General features: G+C 59.7%; 13 protein-coding genes. 10 read left to right on the forward strand and 3 right to left on the reverse strand.

The window, feature by feature from the left end; genetic code table 11:
• Positions 1-220: 220 nt before the first annotated feature.
• Entirely contained in the window at positions 221-1,204 is a 984-nt protein-coding gene (mbfA, locus tag ACXAIC_RS02910; protein ID WP_475173846.1) for an iron exporter MbfA, read from the reverse strand.
• 642 nt (positions 1,205-1,846) lie between these two features.
• Here mbfA and ACXAIC_RS02915 point away from each other — a divergent pair.
• The 10 genes from ACXAIC_RS02915 (at position 1,847) to ACXAIC_RS02960 (ending at position 13,864) form a co-directional block, all read left to right on the forward strand.
• Positions 1,847-3,832 (forward strand): AMP-dependent synthetase/ligase, encoded by a 1,986-nt coding sequence (locus ACXAIC_RS02915; RefSeq protein ID WP_475173430.1) that lies wholly within the window; start codon positions 1,847-1,849, stop codon positions 3,830-3,832.
• Complete coding sequence (locus ACXAIC_RS02920; RefSeq protein WP_475173432.1) at positions 3,829-4,656, forward strand: ABC transporter ATP-binding protein; 828 nt, start codon at positions 3,829-3,831, stop codon at positions 4,654-4,656. The genes ACXAIC_RS02915 and ACXAIC_RS02920 overlap by 4 nt, the downstream gene beginning before the upstream one ends.
• Before the next feature lie 13 nt (positions 4,657-4,669).
• The gene (locus ACXAIC_RS02925; RefSeq protein ID WP_475173434.1) at positions 4,670-5,623 is read left to right on the forward strand and encodes a branched-chain amino acid ABC transporter permease; all 954 of its coding nucleotides are present in this window, start codon (positions 4,670-4,672) and stop codon (positions 5,621-5,623) included.
• Positions 5,624-5,643: 20 nt separating this feature from the next.
• Positions 5,644-6,720, forward strand: a complete 1,077-nt coding sequence (locus ACXAIC_RS02930; RefSeq protein WP_475173437.1) for a branched-chain amino acid ABC transporter permease — start codon at positions 5,644-5,646, stop codon at positions 6,718-6,720.
• A gap of 107 nt (positions 6,721-6,827) precedes the next feature.
• A complete protein-coding gene (locus ACXAIC_RS02935; protein WP_475173439.1) occupies positions 6,828-8,159 on the forward strand; it encodes an ABC transporter substrate-binding protein in 1,332 nt (443 codons plus the stop codon).
• A gap of 233 nt (positions 8,160-8,392) precedes the next feature.
• The gene (locus ACXAIC_RS02940) at positions 8,393-9,247 is read left to right on the forward strand and encodes an ABC transporter ATP-binding protein (RefSeq protein ID WP_475173441.1); all 855 of its coding nucleotides are present in this window, start codon (positions 8,393-8,395) and stop codon (positions 9,245-9,247) included.
• Positions 9,248-9,281: 34 nt separating this feature from the next.
• Positions 9,282-10,532 (forward strand): phenylacetate--CoA ligase family protein, encoded by a 1,251-nt coding sequence (locus tag ACXAIC_RS02945; RefSeq protein ID WP_475173444.1) that lies wholly within the window; start codon positions 9,282-9,284, stop codon positions 10,530-10,532.
• A 151-nt stretch (positions 10,533-10,683) separates the two neighbouring features.
• Positions 10,684-11,763 (forward strand): ferrochelatase, encoded by a 1,080-nt coding sequence (hemH, locus tag ACXAIC_RS02950; protein ID WP_475173447.1) that lies wholly within the window; start codon positions 10,684-10,686, stop codon positions 11,761-11,763.
• 647 nt (positions 11,764-12,410) lie between these two features.
• Entirely contained in the window at positions 12,411-13,412 is a 1,002-nt protein-coding gene (locus tag ACXAIC_RS02955) for an SPFH domain-containing protein (RefSeq protein WP_475173449.1), read from the forward strand.
• Positions 13,409-13,864, forward strand: a complete 456-nt coding sequence (locus ACXAIC_RS02960) for an NfeD family protein (protein ID WP_475173452.1) — start codon at positions 13,409-13,411, stop codon at positions 13,862-13,864. The genes ACXAIC_RS02955 and ACXAIC_RS02960 overlap by 4 nt, the downstream gene beginning before the upstream one ends.
• Positions 13,865-14,228: 364 nt before the next feature.
• On the opposite strand, the gene ACXAIC_RS02965 is transcribed toward ACXAIC_RS02960, so the two are convergent.
• Both ACXAIC_RS02965 and ACXAIC_RS02970 read right to left on the reverse strand, forming a co-directional pair.
• Positions 14,229-15,083, reverse strand: a complete 855-nt coding sequence (locus ACXAIC_RS02965; protein ID WP_475173455.1) for a flagellar motor protein MotB — start codon at positions 15,081-15,083, stop codon at positions 14,229-14,231.
• A gap of 27 nt (positions 15,084-15,110) precedes the next feature.
• The gene (locus ACXAIC_RS02970) at positions 15,111-15,878 is read right to left on the reverse strand and encodes a motility protein A (RefSeq protein WP_475173457.1); all 768 of its coding nucleotides are present in this window, start codon (positions 15,876-15,878) and stop codon (positions 15,111-15,113) included.
• Positions 15,879-15,905: the final 27 nt, after the last annotated feature.

The following is a 15,905-nucleotide window of genomic DNA, read 5'->3' on the forward strand; positions in this document are numbered from 1 at the left end:
AGGCTGGCCTCCTTGTCCAGCCCTCAGCTTGAATCACTATTCACCACAAAAGGGAACCCAAGACGATTCAGACTTTTTGGGAAATGCTCTAGTGTGGTGGAAACCGGGGCCAAGCGCGCCGAGGGCGCGCATCGTCCGGCGACGCTGTACTGCCTGAAGGACAAGACGGATGTGACCGTCTTCAAGTCGGGTCGGGACCGCCAGTTGGGAAAGGATGGCCTCAGCCACTGCCAATCAGGACACCGGCGGCAAAGACAAGCGACCCGCCCAGAACAACCTGGAACGCGGCCCTGAGGAAGGGCGTGTCCATGAACCGGTTTTGGATCCAGGCGATGGCCCAGAGTTCCAGGAAGACAACCGCAAACGCGATCGCCGTGGCTGTCCAGAAATGAGGAACCAGGTAGGGCAATGCGTGGCCAAGGCCGCCGACAGTCGTCATGATCCCGGAGGCGATACCGCGTTTGAGTGGAGACCCACGGCCGGACAGTTCTCCATCATCAGATGCTGCTTCGGTGAAACCCATGGAAATTCCTGCACCAACCGAGGCCGCCAATCCAACGAGAAAGGTGGTTGTGGTGTCCTGGGTCGCGAAGGCTGCTGCGAAGATCGGAGCTAGCGTGGACACCGATCCATCCATCAGACCGGCAAGGCCCGGCTGTACCCAAGTGAGCAGAAACTGTCTGCGGGCGTGTTCGTTCTCCCGGTCTCTGTGTCCGTCATCAAGATGGGTTCTGGCAAGGCTTTCTGCCCAATCGCGATGCTCAGATTCTGCGGCGGCAAGATCGCCGAGCAGTTTGCGGGTCGCTGCATCCGATGTGCGTTCCAGGGCTTTGCGGTAGAACGTTTCGGCCTCCCGTTCCATCGCGTCCGCTTCTTCGCGAATGCGCTCAACCCCCAGATTCTGCATCAGCCAGACAGGCCTGCGTGCATAATATCCGGCCACATGCTCGCGGCGGATCAGCGGAATAACGTCACCGAACCGGGCGCGGTGCAGGTCGATCAGCCGTTGCCGGTGGCCGTCTTCCTCGTTGGCCATACCGTCAAACAGCTGAGCGCTGTCAGGATAAAGCGATCGCAAATGGTTCGCATAAAGACGATAGATCCGGGCGTCGTCCTCTTCTGAAGAAATTGCAAGAGCCAGTATTTCCTGCTCGGTTAAATCCCGGAAACGGCGGCGGTTCAGCGAAAAGCGCACAATAAAAATCCTTTGAGCTCAAGCTGCGGCAGGTGGCTTCTGCCACGCATGAATTCAGTTTCAAATGGTCCAGGCGGGCCAGAGGCATTGAGAGACAGCCTGGCCTTTCGAAGGGCACTGCACAACAAGTGCTGCAAACAATACCGCAGGCTCACTGAATTGAGCCCTGGCAAAATGTCTCGCGACAGCCTGCCGCAACCTCATTCCTGGAGCGGTTGCTGTCCACAAGCAGCTGCTTACAGACGGCCAAATCATCAATTGCGCTTGGTAGCAGAGGGCGCCCGAGCCTGAAAACCTGCGGTCTGATACCCAAAAGAGCCGAGGAGGCAGCTTGCAGTCTCGGGTCTTGATTTCGCACCCGCAGCGCATTTGTAACAATTCGATAGGATTGGCACATAATGCTGCAAATCCGCTGCTCTAGCGTCTGGTGGTGAGGAGTGTGGACCGGCTTCCTGTCTGCAGCTGACCATTTAGAGGTTGAAGCCTGCAGCTTTAGATTGTTTCATGCTCCTTGAAAGAATGACCTCGAAAACGGGGCGCTTTGATGGCCGGCCAGCTTCGTCACAAGAAGCGGCGGGCAACTCAAAACAGGACACTGTCCGGCCGGGCTGAACGGCCCCTGGAACAGTCTCCGGAGGGAAGAAACGAAGCATGGTAGGGTTGGCCAGCGCGTCTGCGCGCGGGGAGGACACCTTTCCGAAAATTCTGCTGCGCAACGCGGCGGTTTTCGGAGACCGGACCGCGTTCCGGGAAAAGGATTTCGGGATCTGGCAAAGCTGGACCTGGTCCGAGGTGTGTGAAGAAATCCGCGCATTTTCAATCGGACTTGAAACCCTCGGGCTGGCGCCCGGAGACAAGGTGGCAATTGTCGGGGCCAACCGGCCGCGGCTATACTGGGCTATGGTGGCGGCCCAGGCGCTCGGGGCCATTCCGGTGCCGGTCTATGCGGATTCCGTCGCCGAGGAAATGGCCTACGTGCTGGGCCATGCCGAGGTTGCCTTCGCCGTTGTGGAAGACCAGGAGCAGGTCGACAAACTTCTGTCCATGACTGAAGAGGTGCCAGGGCTGAAACACATCATCTATGATGAGCAGCGCGGTCTGCGCGACTATGACCACAGCCGCCTGCACCCCTATGATGCGGTTCAGGACAAGGGCCGGGAGCTGCTTGTGGCCGATGGCGCCCTGGCCGCTCGCTGGGAAGCAGGATTTGCCGAGGCCGCGGGCAAGGACATTGCCGTCATGCTCTATACGTCCGGCACCACCGGGCGTCCCAAGGGGGTGATGCTCTCCTTCGACAATCTGGCGGTGTCCGCGCGCAACGCCAACAAGTTCGATCACCTCAACGAGACCGAGGAGGTGCTTGCCTATCTGCCCATGGCCTGGATCGGCGATCACGTGTTCTCGCTCGCCCAGGCCTTCACAGCCGGCTATTGCGTCAATTGTCCGGAAAGCCTGGATACAATCGATGTAGACCGGCGGGAGATCGCGCCGAGCTACTTCTTCGCCCCGCCCCGGGTGTTTGAAAGCATGCTCACCCAGATCATGGTGCGTATGGAAGATGCGGGCACAACCAAACGGGCCATGTTCGACTATTTCATGGGAGTTGCCCGCAAGGTCGGCGAGAAGATCCTGAACGGTGAGGAGGTCGCTTTTGGCGATCGGATGCGCTACCGGCTTGGCGAGCTGATGGTTTATGGTCCGCTGAAAAACCGCATGGGCCTGACCCGTATGAAGGTCGGCTACACGGCAGGCGAAGCCATCGGGCCGGAGATCTTCCGTTTTTACCGCTCGCTTGGCCTCAACCTGAAACAGCTTTACGGCCAGACAGAAGCAAGCGTCTATATCACCCTCCAGCCGGACGGTGAGATCTATGGCGATACGGTCGGCAAACCGGCCCCGGATGTGGAGCTGAAAATTGCCGAAAGCGGCGAGGTGCTCTACCGCTCGCCGGGGGTCTTTGTGGGCTATTTCAAAAATGACGAGGCCACTGCCCAAACCAAGACGGCCGATGGCTGGGTGCATACGGGGGATGCCGGGATCATCACCGAGAACGGCCATCTGAAGATCATCGACCGGGCCAAAGATGTGGGCAAGCTCACCGATGGTGCCCTGTTTGCCCCCAAATACATCGAGAACAAGTTGAAGTTCTTCCCCAATATCAAGGAGGCGGTTGCTTTCGGCCATGAGCGGGACAGGGTCTCCGTCTTTCTCAATATCGATCTGACGGCCGTCGGCTCCTGGGCGGAGCGCAACAATGTCAATTACGCTTCCTATCAGGAGCTGGCCGCCCATCCGGATGTTTACGGCATGGTGGAAAGCCATGTGGATCAGGTGAACCGGGATCTTGCCAATGAGCCGATGATGGCCGGGGCGCAGATCCGGCGGTTCCTGATCCTGCACAAGGAACTTGATGCAGATGATGGCGAACTGACCCGCACCCAGAAAGTGCGCCGGTCCTTCATCGCCGACCGCTATGCGCCCCTGATCGAGGCGCTCTATGACGGCTCGTCCTCAAAACATGTGCGCACGGAAGTGACCTTTGAAGATGGCCGCAAGGGGGCCATTGAGGCAACGGTCGAGATCCGGGACATGACCCCGCATGCGCCCGGCACCGGATTTCAGGAGGCCGCCGAATGAATGCCTTTGTAACCGACAAGGCGATTGCCCCCGCCGGGGCCGCTGCATCGGCCTCCGGGGAGGAATTGCTGCGGGTCGACAATGTGTCGCTCTCCTTTGGCGGGGTGAAAGCGATCACCAACATTTCCTTCAACATCCTGAAAGGGGAAATCCGCGCAATCATCGGACCCAACGGTGCCGGCAAGACCTCCATGCTGAATGTCATCAACGGGTTCTACCACCCGCAGGAAGGCACGATCACCTGGCACGGCCAGCAGCGGCGCAAGATGAAACCCTATGAGGCGGCGAGCCAGGGCATTGCCCGCACCTTTCAGAATGTGGCGCTGTTCAAGGGCATGACCACGCTGGACAACATCATGTCCGGCCGGTCCTTGAAGATGCACCGCAATTTCTTCTGGCAGCTGATCTGGCGCGGGCCCGCGGAGCAGGAGGAAATCGAGCACCGCCGCAAGGTGGAGGACATTATCGACTTCCTGGAGATTCAGGCGATCCGCAAGACGCCGGTGGGCCGTCTGCCCTATGGCTTGCAGAAGCGGGTGGAGCTGGGCAGGGCCCTGGCCATGGAGCCGGATCTTCTTTTGCTGGACGAGCCGATGGCCGGCATGAACCTGGAAGAAAAAGAAGACATGAGCCGGTTCATTCTCGATGTGAACCAGGAATTCGGGACAACCATTGCCCTGATCGAACATGACATGGGGGTTGTGATGGACCTGTCCGACCGGGTGGTTGTTCTCGACTACGGCAAGAAGATCGCAGATGGCCCGCCGGAAGAAGTACAGGCCAATCAGAACGTGATCGATGCCTATCTCGGCGTCAGTCACTAGAGGGGACAGGACCATGCTTTACGACATTTTCATCGATCCCTTCGTTCAGATGTACCAGATGCCGGACTTCTTTCTGCAGGTCCTGTGGGAAGGCTTCGTCGCGGGAATTCTGTATGCCCTGATCGCGCTCGGCTTCGTGCTGATCTTCAAGGCCTCGGGCGTGTTCAACTTCGCCCAGGGCATCATGGTGGTGTTTGCCGGTCTGACGCTGGTGGGCCTCCATGAAAACGGTGTTCCGGCCTATCTGGCGCTGGCGCTGACAATCGTCGCCATGGGCGTTCTGGCCTATGGGGTGGAGCGGGTTGTCATGCGGCCGCTGGTGAACCAGCCGGACATCATTCTGCTGATGGCGACCATCGGTCTGACCTATTTCCTGATCGGTTTCGGCGAATTTGTCTTTGGCGGCGAGCCGAAACAGATGATCACCGAGGAGTTGGGCCTGCCCACCGGGTCGACAGCGTTCGAATTCGGCGATGGCGGCCTGATCATCCTGCAGCATATCGATATCGCTGCTGCGGTGATTGCTGTTCTCATGGTGGCCGCGCTCGGTATCTTCTTTAACAAGACCCGCATCGGCCGGGCGCTGCGGGCGGTGGCGGATGACCACCAGGCCGCGCTCTCCGTCGGGATCTCGCTGAATCAGATCTGGGCAATCGTATGGTTTGCCGCCGGGCTGGTGGCTCTGGCCACAGGGATCATGTGGGGCGCGCGCTCGGATGTGTCCTTCGCGCTGGAGATTGTTGCTTTCAAGGCGCTGCCAGTTCTGATCCTCGGAGGCTTTACCTCCATACCCGGTGCCATTGTCGGCGGTCTGATCATCGGCTTCGGCGAAAAGATCGGCGAACTCTATTGGGGTGGTCTGGTGGGCGGCGGCATTGAATCCTGGCTCGCCTATATCATTGCCCTGGTGTTCCTCCTGTTCCGCCCGCAAGGCCTCTTCGGCGAACGCATCATCGAGCGCATCTAACGGACAAGAGACAAGACCTCATGTTTTATCGCGAAGCTGGCCAATTCAAGACAAGCTACAAGGCGGATCAGGCCCTGCTGCCGATCCTGCAGGACCGGATCGGCCTGACGGTGATCCTGCTCCTTGCCTTTGTGGTTATCCCCTTCTTTGCCAATGACTTTTTCCTCACCTCGATCATGATCCCGTTCCTGGTGTTTTCGCTGGCGGCCATCGGCCTCAATGTGCTCACGGGGTTCTGCGGTCAGCTGTCTCTCGGAACGGGCGCGTTCATGGGTGTGGGGGCCTACGCTGCCTACAAGCTGACCACGATCTTTCCCGAGGCCAATGTCATCGTGATGGTGTTGTTGTCCGGGGTGTTTTCAGCAGCCATTGGCGCGATTTTCGGACTTCCGAGCCTGCGCATCAAGGGGCTCTATCTGGCCGTGACCACGCTGGCGGCGCAGTTCTTTCTGGAATGGTGCTTTATCCGCATTTCCTGGCTCTACAATGACAATGCGTCGGGCGCGATTGAAGTGCCTCACCGCGAAGCCTTCGGCCTGGTGGTCTCGGGCGCCGAGGCCACACCGATCGTGCGCTATTTCATTGTGCTCAGCATCACCGCACTGATTGCCTATCTGATGGCAAATGTGCTGCGCGGGCGTATCGGCCGTTCCTGGATGATGATCCGCGATATGGACATCGCCGCCGAGCTGATGGGCATCCGTCCGCTCCAGACAAAGCTGATGGCGTTTGCGGTGTCCTCATACATCTGCGGTGTTGCAGGCGCGATGATGGTGTTCTTCTGGCTGAACGCGGCCGAGCCGTCTTCCTATTCGATTTCCCTGTCCTTTCAAATCCTGTTCATGGTGATCCTGGGCGGGCTGGGCAGTCTTGGCGGGGCCTTCATGGGAGCCGCTTTCATCTGGATCCTGCCGGTCTTTCTCAAATTTGTTCCCGGCATGATGGGCATCGACGTGGCGGCCGAAACGGTCGAGCATGTCACCTTCATGATTGTCGGAGCCTTGATCATCTTTTTCCTGATCGTCGAGCCCCACGGTTTCGCCCGGCTCTGGCAGATCGCAAAGCAGAAACTGAGGGTCTGGCCCTTCCCGTATTGACGGGACAGGCCCTTCGCAACGCCATCCGGGCTTGGACCGGTCCGGTGAGGAATGGCGCAACTGGTCTGGCGGTGCCGGGTGGTCCGGGACCGCATGGGAGGTGAAATATGAAAAGCATCAAGCAACTTGCGCTGGGAACGGCGGTAGTCTGCGGGGTCGCCTTGTCCGGCCTTGCCACACCGGCTGCCTATGCGGAAGACACCAATTATGTTCCGCTGCTGACCTACCGCACCGGCCCGTTCGCCGCGTCCGGTATTCACATTGCCAACGGCATGCATGACTATTTGAAAATGCTGAACGAGCGCGATGGCGGCATTGGCGGCGTCAAGCTGGCGCTGGAAGAATGCGAGACTGGCTACAACGCCCAAAAGGGAGTTGAGTGCTACGAGGCCACCAAGGGCAAAGGCGCGCTGGTCTATAACCCCTATTCCACCGGTATTACCCTGCAGCTGATCCCCAAGGCAGGGGTCGACAAGATCCCGGTCCTGTCCATGGGCTATGGCCTGTCGGCGGCGGCGGTGGGCTCCACCTTCCCCTGGGTGTTCAATGTGCCGGACACCTATTGGGACGGTGCCTCGGTGGCCATCAAATATATTGGCGAGCAGGAAGGCGGTCTTGAGAATCTGAAAGGCAAGAAGATCGGCTATATCTTCTTGGATGCCGGATATGGCCGCGAGCCGATCCCGCTTCTGGAACAGCTGTCGGAGAAATACGGCTTTGAATTGCTGCAATATCCGGTTGGTGTGAAGGAAATGCAGAACCAGTCGTCCCAGTGGCTGAATGTGCGCCGGGACCGCCCCGACTACATGGTCATGTGGGGATGGGGCGCCATGAACCCGACGGCAATCAAGGAAGCGGTGAAAATCCGCTACCCGATGGACAAGTTCATTGGGGTCTGGTGGTCGGCCGGTGACGATGATGCCGCCGCCGGCGGGGCCGGGGCAAAAGGCTACAAGGCCATGAACTTCTCCGGCGTGGGCGGCGACTTCCCGGCGCTGGACGACATCAGGAAATATGTCGTTGATGCGGGGCTGAGCTCCACGGATGCGGAGACCATCGGTGGCACGCTCTACAACCGGGGTGTCCTGAATTCGGTCATCATTGCCGAAGGCATCCGCAGTGCGCAGCAGCTCACCGGCAAGAAAGTCATCACCGGTGAAGACATGCGCATGGGCCTGGAAGCGCTCAATCTGGACGAAGCCCGTCTGAAGGAGCTGGGCCTGTCCGGTTTTGCCCATCCCATGAAAGTGACTTGTGAAGATCATGCGGGCAGCCATCCGGTGTTCATTCAGGAGTGGGACGGCAAAAAATGGCGCCAGGCCTCCGGCTGGATCGAGCCGATGACCGATCTGGTGCGCCCGCTTCTGGAAAAGGCCGCAGCCGAATACGCGGAAAAGAATGCGCCCTGGCCGGAGCGCACGGAACCCTGCCCGAACTGACGGGCGGACTTGCCTTGCCGGACCAGCCGATTGCAACAGGTTCGGCAGGGCAGGAACTTGAAGGCTCTCCGCCTGGACGCGGAAGTGCCGGGATGGGGACGGAAGGAGCGGCAGGCCCGGTCCGTCTGCCCCCATCCGGACCCGGGACGTCCCTCTCCGGACTGGAGAGGCGCTTGACGCCCTTTGCAGCCCCTTTTGCAGCTTTGGGGCGTGTGGAACCTTGCGAGGATGGAATGGCACTGCTGGACGAAGATCAGACCGGTTCGAAGACCCCGGCGGAGGCTGCGGAGACGATCCTTTCGGTCAACAATATCGAAGTGATCTACGACCACGTTATCCTGGTGTTGAAAGGGGTGTCCCTGACCGTGCCGAAAGGCGGCATTGTTGCGCTGTTGGGGGCCAATGGCGCGGGCAAGACCACGACCTTGAAGGCGGTCTCCAATCTTCTGAGCGCTGAGCGCGGGGAGGTGACCAAGGGCACAATTCTGTTCGACAGAGACGAGGTTCAGGCCCTGTCCCCCAATGAACTGGTGCGGCGCGGCTGCATTCAGGTGATGGAAGGCCGCCATTGTTTCGGCCATCTGTCTATTGAAGAGAATCTTCTGACCGGTGCCTATACCCGCAAGGATGGCCATGGGGCGGTGAAGGCCGATCTTGAGATGGTCTATGACTATTTCCCGCGCCTGCGCGAACGTCGGCAAAGCCAGGCGGGCTACACATCCGGTGGTGAACAGCAGATGTGCGCCATTGGCCGGGCCCTGATGAGCCGGCCGAAAATGATCCTCCTGGATGAGCCCAGCATGGGCCTGGCGCCCCAGCTGGTCGAAGAAATTTTCGAGATCGTCCGGCAGCTGAACGAAAAGGAAGGCGTGTCCTTTCTGCTGGCGGAACAGAACACCAATGTGGCGCTGAAATACGCCACTTATGGCTACATCCTTGAATCGGGCCGGATCGTCCTGGATGGGGACGCCAAGGCGTTGCGCGAGAACGAGGATGTGAAGGAATTTTATCTGGGCGTTGGCGGCGAAGGCCGCCGGTCGTTCCGGAATGTCAAACATTACAAGCGAAGGAAACGCTGGCTGGCCTGACCGGGCACCCGGGGCCGAACACGCGGAGTAGACCATGAGCAACGAACAGTTTGATGCGCGCGAGCGGCAGGACCCCGCTCAGCGTGAACGGGATCTTTTTGCCCGGTTGCCGGAGCTGCTGGCCCACGCGGCCACCGCCGCACCGGGGTGGGCGGAGCAGCTCTCCGGACAGGATCTGGCCGGCGTGTCCGGCCGGTCTGCTCTGGCCCGCTTGCCGGTTTTGCGCAAATCAGTCCTGATGGAGCGGCAGAAGGCCGATCCGCCCTTTGGCAGGTTCCTGGCGGGAGATCTGTCGGAGGCCGCGCGGGTGTTCATGTCGCCGGGGCCCATCTGGGAGCCGCAGGCGCCGGGCCTTGATGCCTGGAACGGTGCGCGAAGCCTTTATGCGGCCGGGTTCCGCAAGGGCGACACTGTTCTCAATGCCTTTTCCTACCACCTGACGCCGGGCGGGTTCATTCTGGACCAGGGCGCCGTTGCGCTTGGCTGCACCGTGTTTCCGGCGGGCGTCGGAAACACGGATATGCAGGTGGAGGCTGTCGAGGTCTTGAAACCCGCCGGATTTGTCGGCACCCCGGACTATCTCAAGATCCTCCTGGACAGGGGCCGGGAGCAGGGCCGCGATGTCTCCTCCATCACCAAGGCGCTTGTGTCCGGGGGGGCTCTGTTTCCCTCACTCCGGCAGGACTATGAGGACCAGGGCATTCGGGTCAGTCAGTGTTATGCAACTGCCGATCTGGGCGTGATCGCCTATGAGACCGAGGCCCGGGACGGCATGGTCGTCAATGAAGACTATCTTGTTGAAATTGTCCGTCCGGGCACCGGAGATCCGGTGGCCGACGGAGAGGTCGGCGAGCTTGTGGTCACCAATTTCAACCGTCTTTATCCGCTGATCCGCTTTGCGACCGGAGATCTGTCATGCATCGTGCCGGGAGAGTCCCCGTGCGGGCGCACCAATATGCGGCTGGCGGGCTGGATGGGCCGGGCCGACCAGCGCACCAAGGTCAAGGGTATGTTTGTGGACCCTGCCCAGATCGCGCAGATCGTGGCGGCGCATCCGGAAGTCGGCAAGGCACGCCTGGCGGTCAGTCGCGCGGGCGAGACCGACGCCATGACCCTGTCGGTGGAAACCGAAGCCCCGGGCGATGCCCCGGCCGGCGGGCTTGCGGAGCGGGTCGCAGCGACCTTGCGGGATGTCACCCGGTTGAAGGGGGAGGTGGAGCTGGTGGCTCCCGGCGCGCTGCCCAATGACGGCAAGGTCATTGCCGATGAGAGGGACTATGGCTGACGGCAAAGCCTGAATAGGGGGCCGGCCGCAACATGCGGGCACAGGTGATCCGGCGCGATTGTGGCGCGTATGATATTTGCCGCATTGGCGTTGGCCTCCGCTTGGCCTATGTAAGGCAAAAGACCATACCGCATTCAGGGATCCCACACCCATGACCGTTCATCCGACCGCACCTCTTGCTGCTGATACGGCAGCAGAGTTCCGCAAACTGCATTTGCCACAGGATCATCCGCCGGTGAAAAGCGGTAAGGCCGGCGTTCTGCTGGTCAATCTTGGAACTCCGGATGCGACGGATTACTGGCCCATGCGCCGGTATTTGCGTGAGTTTCTGTCGGACAAGCGGGTGATCGAATGGCCGCGGGCGATCTGGTATCCGATCCTCTACGGGATCGTCCTGATGACCCGGCCGGGCAAGTCCGGCAAGGCCTATGACGAGATCTGGAACCACGACAAGAACGAATCTCCGCTTCGGACGATCACGCGCAGCCAGTCGGAGAAACTGGCCGGGATGCTGGGGACTGAGGGCAGATCCCTGACGGTGGACTGGGCCATGCGCTATGGCCAGCCTTCCATTCCAGACAAGCTGAAGGCGATGAAGGAGGAAGGCTGCGACCGGATCCTGGTGTTCCCGCTCTATCCGCAATATTCGGCAACCACGACAGCAACCGTCAATGACGTGGTCTGCAAGACGCTTCTGGAGATGCGCTGGCAGCCAGCCATCCGCACGGTGCCGCCCTATCACGACGATCCGGTCTATGTGAATGCGCTGGCCGCGTCCGTGAAGGAGCATCTGGACAGTCTCGATTTTGAACCGGATGTGGTGCTGACTTCCTATCACGGTATTCCGCAGTCCTATTTCAAGCGCGGCGACCCCTATCATTGCCATTGTATGAAGACGACACGGCTGATGCGCGATGTGCTCGGCTGGGACGAAGCCAAGCTGCGGGTAACGTTTCAGTCCCGCTTCGGCCCGGAAGAATGGCTGCAGCCCTATACGGACAAGACCGTGGAGCAGCTGGCCAAGGACGGGGTCAAGAATGTCGCGGTTATGAACCCGGGCTTTGTGTCCGACTGTCTTGAAACGCTTGAGGAAATCGCCGGAGAAGCGGGCGAGATCTTCGAGGAGAATGGCGGCGGCCATTTCAGCCACATTCCTTGCCTCAATGACAGTGATCTTGGCATGAAGGTGATTGAGCATATTGTCCGCCGTGAGCTTGGCGGCTGGCTCTAGGCAGCGTGCCGCGTTCAATCGGGACACGCTGTTTTGTCTGTTGCGTTGACTGCTCTGAAGTCAGCCAGCAACAGGCTAATCCGATGAAATGCGACGTGAAATAACGCGCTGATCCTCAAGGCTTCGGAACTGGTAATTCTGGCAAACCCAACACAGAGGCCCCATATTTCTTATCTGGCGCCCGAATCGAACGCGGGCTGCCGTCAAAAAGTCTTGAGATGAGGCCAGAATAAGAGAGTGGTCTGGCTATGCTCCGCCATAACAGGGCGGGGCAGGTGTTTTCGTAACTGGGACAAGACGTTTGAGTATCGTGACTTTATCGCACTTAAGGCACTTCTATATCGTGTCGCGTTTATAGGGGCTCAAACCATTTTGTCTTTGCGTTGAAATCTGCGATCTCAGGCTGCGAAAGGCAAATCCGGGGGAACGAGATTTGCGCTGACGGTGTTTTACCGTGTCTGGGAAGACGCGGGAAAGACACTGGAAGCTTGCGCCTGATCGGCGCATAGTGACTTTGGTTTTGTGGATCACGGGATGGTCAAAGGGGGCGATTGACCATCGTGAAGACGATCCCATTCCGACTCTGAGGGCCTCTTGGGCGCGCCTTGGCGGGTGTGCTGGGGCTCAGGCTTTAGCGGGAGAAATTCATGCCGGGTTTTGATGCATACAGTGTTGTTCTGATCTTTCTTGTTGTTCTTGTCGTCCTGGTGTTTTTTGCCGGGGTTAAGACCGTTCCCCAGGGGTATAATTTTACGGTCGAACGGTTCGGAAAATACCGCAAGACACTGACTCCCGGTCTGAATTTCATCATTCCCTTCATCGATACGATTGGACACAAGCTGAACATGATGGAACAGGTGCTGGATGTGCCCTCCCAGGAGGTGATCACCCGGGACAACGCGACGGTGACCGCCGACGGGGTGACCTTCTATCAGGTGCTGGATGCGGCGCGGGCGGCCTATGAAGTGCTCGGGCTCAAAAATGCGATCCTCAATCTGACCATGACCAATATCCGCTCGGTCATGGGCTCCATGGATCTGGATTCGCTCCTGTCCAACCGCGATGAAATCAATGCCCAGGTCCTTCGTGTGGTCGATGCGGCCGCCGAGCCCTGGGGTGTCAAGATCACTCGCATCGAGATCAAGGACATCAACCCGCCCCGGGATCTGGTAGACGCCATGGCCCGGCAGATGAAGGCCGAACGTGACAAGCGCGCGGCGATCCTGGAAGCGGAAGGCAAGCGGCAGTCTGAAGTTCTGAAGGCGGAAGGTGAAAAACAGTCGCTCATTCTGGAGGCGGAAGGCCGCCGGGAGTCCGCCTTCCGCGACGCGGAAGCCCGTGAGCGCGAGGCAGAAGCCGAAGCCAAGGCAACCCGCATGGTCAGCGAAGCCATCGCAGCCGGGGATGTTCAGGCGATCAACTACTTTGTGGCCAACAAATATGTGGAGGCCTTCACCGCCCTGGCCACCTCGCGCAATCAGAAAACCCTGATCCTGCCCATGGAGGCGACCTCGCTGCTCGGGTCCTTGAGCGGCATCGGCGAGATTGCCAAGGAAGCCTTCAGCAAGGACGGCCGCAATGAGGAGGGCCAGAGCGGTTCCCGTATTCCCAACACTGGCTTTGGGCGCCCTGAGGGAGGCAATTTGTGACGCTGATCGAAAGCACCATTGCGGCCCTTGGACCCTGGAGCTGGTTTGTCCTGGGTCTTGTCCTGCTGGGGCTGGAAATCGTGGCACCGGGCAGCATCTTCTTGTGGTTCGGCCTGGCGGCCCTGGTGGTGGGCGCCGTCGCGCTGATCGCCGATCCGGGCTGGCAGGTGATGATCACCCTGTTTCTGGTGCTGTCCATCACAAGCCTTCTGATCGGGCGCCGCCTGATGGTGAACCTGTCTTCAGAAAGCGGTGATCCCGGCCTAAACCGGCGCGGCAGCCGCTATGTGGGCCGGAAATTCACGCTGGAAAAACCCTTGAGCGACGGCGCGGGAAATCTTTCGATTGACGATACGGTCTGGCGGATCACTGGACCGGACCTGCCTGCAGGCACAAAGGTGCGGGTCGAGGCGGTGGACGGCGCTCGGCTGGTGGTGTCTGCCTCGGAGTAACGGGAACCGGGCCCGGACCGGACGATAAAACGGCCCGGCTCCTTCAGCTTTCAAATGGGTTCCCGGCGCTGCGGCTTTGTTGATACCAACCTCAATAGATAGGAACCGATCTGACCGTGTTTGGGGGCTGTTCGGCAAGGAGCAGGTTGCTGGGCGATATGGTTTATCGTTCAAAACCTGGGACGCAGCTGAACAGTCCTCAAACACGGCCTCGGTGGCCTGCTCCGGCCCGCCGGACTGCGTTGCGCCGCTTGAACGGCCAACCAGGCCGTCCTGCGCAACGCGCCTTGCCGGCCAAACCGGACCAGCGCCATCAGATGGGTTTCTATCTATTCAGGTTGGTATGAGCCTGAACAGGTCAGTCTTAGAGCTTGTGGCCCGGCGGGATTGGCGGCTCTTCGGCTTTCAGCAGGATGCCGATGCGCCGGTTGGCGGCCAGATAGGGATCGTTGGGAAACAGCGGCTCGGTGTCCGCCTTGCCGACCACCGCATAGAACTGATCATCCGGTACGCCATATTCGGACAGGATCTGCCGGGCCACGTTTGCCCGCTCGGTGGACAGGTCCCAGCCGGTATAGCTCGGATCGCTTGTCTGCTGGCCGGAGGTGGTGTGGCCGGTGATTTCGATCCGGTTGGGCATACGGGCCAGAACCGGGGCCATCTTTGCGATCAGCCGCCGGGTGGTCTCATAAGGATATTTGGAGCCTTCGCGGAACATGGAGCGGCCATCCTGGTCGACCAGCATGATGTTCAGGCCATCCTCGCTCTCTTCCAGAATGATGTTGGTTGAGACTTCCGTGATTTCGGGCATTTCCTGCCAGGCCTGGCGCAGGGAGGCCGCTGCCGTTGCGAACTGGCGCGGCTTTTCGATATCGGCTTCCATCGTGTCGTGGGTGTTGGCTTCCGGCCCCTGTTTGCGCCGCTTCTCGTGGCGCGCGGTGGCAAAGTCGGAATCCATTTCCTGTTCGACCTGGCTGATATCCTTCATGTAGTCGCGGATCGGAATGCCTTCGACCTCGATGATGCCGGTGCGGCTGGAGGTTTCCTTCACGCCGAAGGCCTCGCGCATGGACCCGGCCACAACCTGCAGCTTTTCCTTGTCCTGGATCGAGAAGGAAATGATCAGAACGAAGAAACACACAAGCAGGGACATGAGATCGGCAAAGGTGACCAGCCAATCGGGAGCGCCGCCACCGCCTTGCTGTTTTTTCTTGGCCATCTTGTTGGTCCGTTCCTGTGCGCTGCGTCAGGCGGCGTCCGCCAGCTCGGCGCGGGCCTTTTCCGGAAGGTATGCGATGAGCATTTCCTTGATGAGTGCCGGGCTCTTGGATTCGCGGATCTGGCAGACACCGTCGATGATCAGGGTCTGGTTGAGCTCGTCGACATCAAATTTCGCGTCCAACTTGTCCACCAGCGGCAGACAGATGATGTTGGAGATCAGGGCGCCGTAGAGCGTGGTCAGCAGGGCGACGGCCATGGAGGGGCCGATGGCGGCCGGGTCATCCATATTGGCCAGCATCTGAACCAGACCCACAAGGGTCCCGATCATGCCGAAAGCCGGAGCGGAATCACCAAGGGCCTTCATGACACGCTTGCCTTCCGACAGGCGCGACAATTGCAGGTCCCGTTCCCGCTCCATCGCTTCCTTGATGAAGTCCAGTTCGTAGCCGTCGGCGATATACTGGACACCCTTGGCCAGCACCGGATCGGAGACATCGACATTTTCCAGACCAAGCGGGCCGGACTTGCGCACGATTTCACCCAGATTGGTGATTTCCGAGATCAGGTCGCGCGGGCTGGCGCCCCGCCCGGCCAGAGCCACCTTGAACCCGGTCACAAAGGCGGCGGCAATGTCCGAGATCTGAAAACGAATCAGGGTCGCGGCCAGACCGCCGCCGATCACGATGAGGATCGAAGGCACGTCAACGAACTGCCCGAAGCTGCCACCAAGGAAAATCGCGGTGACAACAATGCCGAAGGCACCAACAATTCCGATTAAGGTCGCCAGATCCATTCTGTCTACACACCAAGGTCTGCGGCA

Source organism: Roseibium sp. AWQ4_254, from assembly GCF_056161025.1.

Bases quoted from the DNA above. Each gene is read 5' to 3' on its own strand.
- ACXAIC_RS02915 (WP_475173430.1), top strand. From the start codon at position 1,847: ATGGTAGGGTTGGCCAGCGCGTCTGCGCGCGGGGAGGACACCTTTCCG.
- ACXAIC_RS02930 (WP_475173437.1), top strand. From the start codon at position 5,644: ATGTTTTATCGCGAAGCTGGCCAATTCAAGACAAGCTACAAGGCGGAT.
- ACXAIC_RS02965 (WP_475173455.1), bottom strand. From the start codon at position 15,083: ATGGCCAAGAAAAAACAGCAAGGCGGTGGCGGCGCTCCCGATTGGCTG.
- hemH (WP_475173447.1), top strand. From the start codon at position 10,684: ATGACCGTTCATCCGACCGCACCTCTTGCTGCTGATACGGCAGCAGAG.
- ACXAIC_RS02945 (WP_475173444.1), top strand. From the start codon at position 9,282: ATGAGCAACGAACAGTTTGATGCGCGCGAGCGGCAGGACCCCGCTCAG.
- ACXAIC_RS02935 (WP_475173439.1), top strand. From the start codon at position 6,828: ATGAAAAGCATCAAGCAACTTGCGCTGGGAACGGCGGTAGTCTGCGGG.
- ACXAIC_RS02940 (WP_475173441.1), top strand. From the start codon at position 8,393: ATGGCACTGCTGGACGAAGATCAGACCGGTTCGAAGACCCCGGCGGAG.
- ACXAIC_RS02920 (WP_475173432.1), top strand. From the start codon at position 3,829: ATGAATGCCTTTGTAACCGACAAGGCGATTGCCCCCGCCGGGGCCGCT.
- ACXAIC_RS02970 (WP_475173457.1), bottom strand. From the start codon at position 15,878: ATGGATCTGGCGACCTTAATCGGAATTGTTGGTGCCTTCGGCATTGTT.
- ACXAIC_RS02955 (WP_475173449.1), top strand. From the start codon at position 12,411: ATGCCGGGTTTTGATGCATACAGTGTTGTTCTGATCTTTCTTGTTGTT.
- ACXAIC_RS02925 (WP_475173434.1), top strand. From the start codon at position 4,670: ATGCTTTACGACATTTTCATCGATCCCTTCGTTCAGATGTACCAGATG.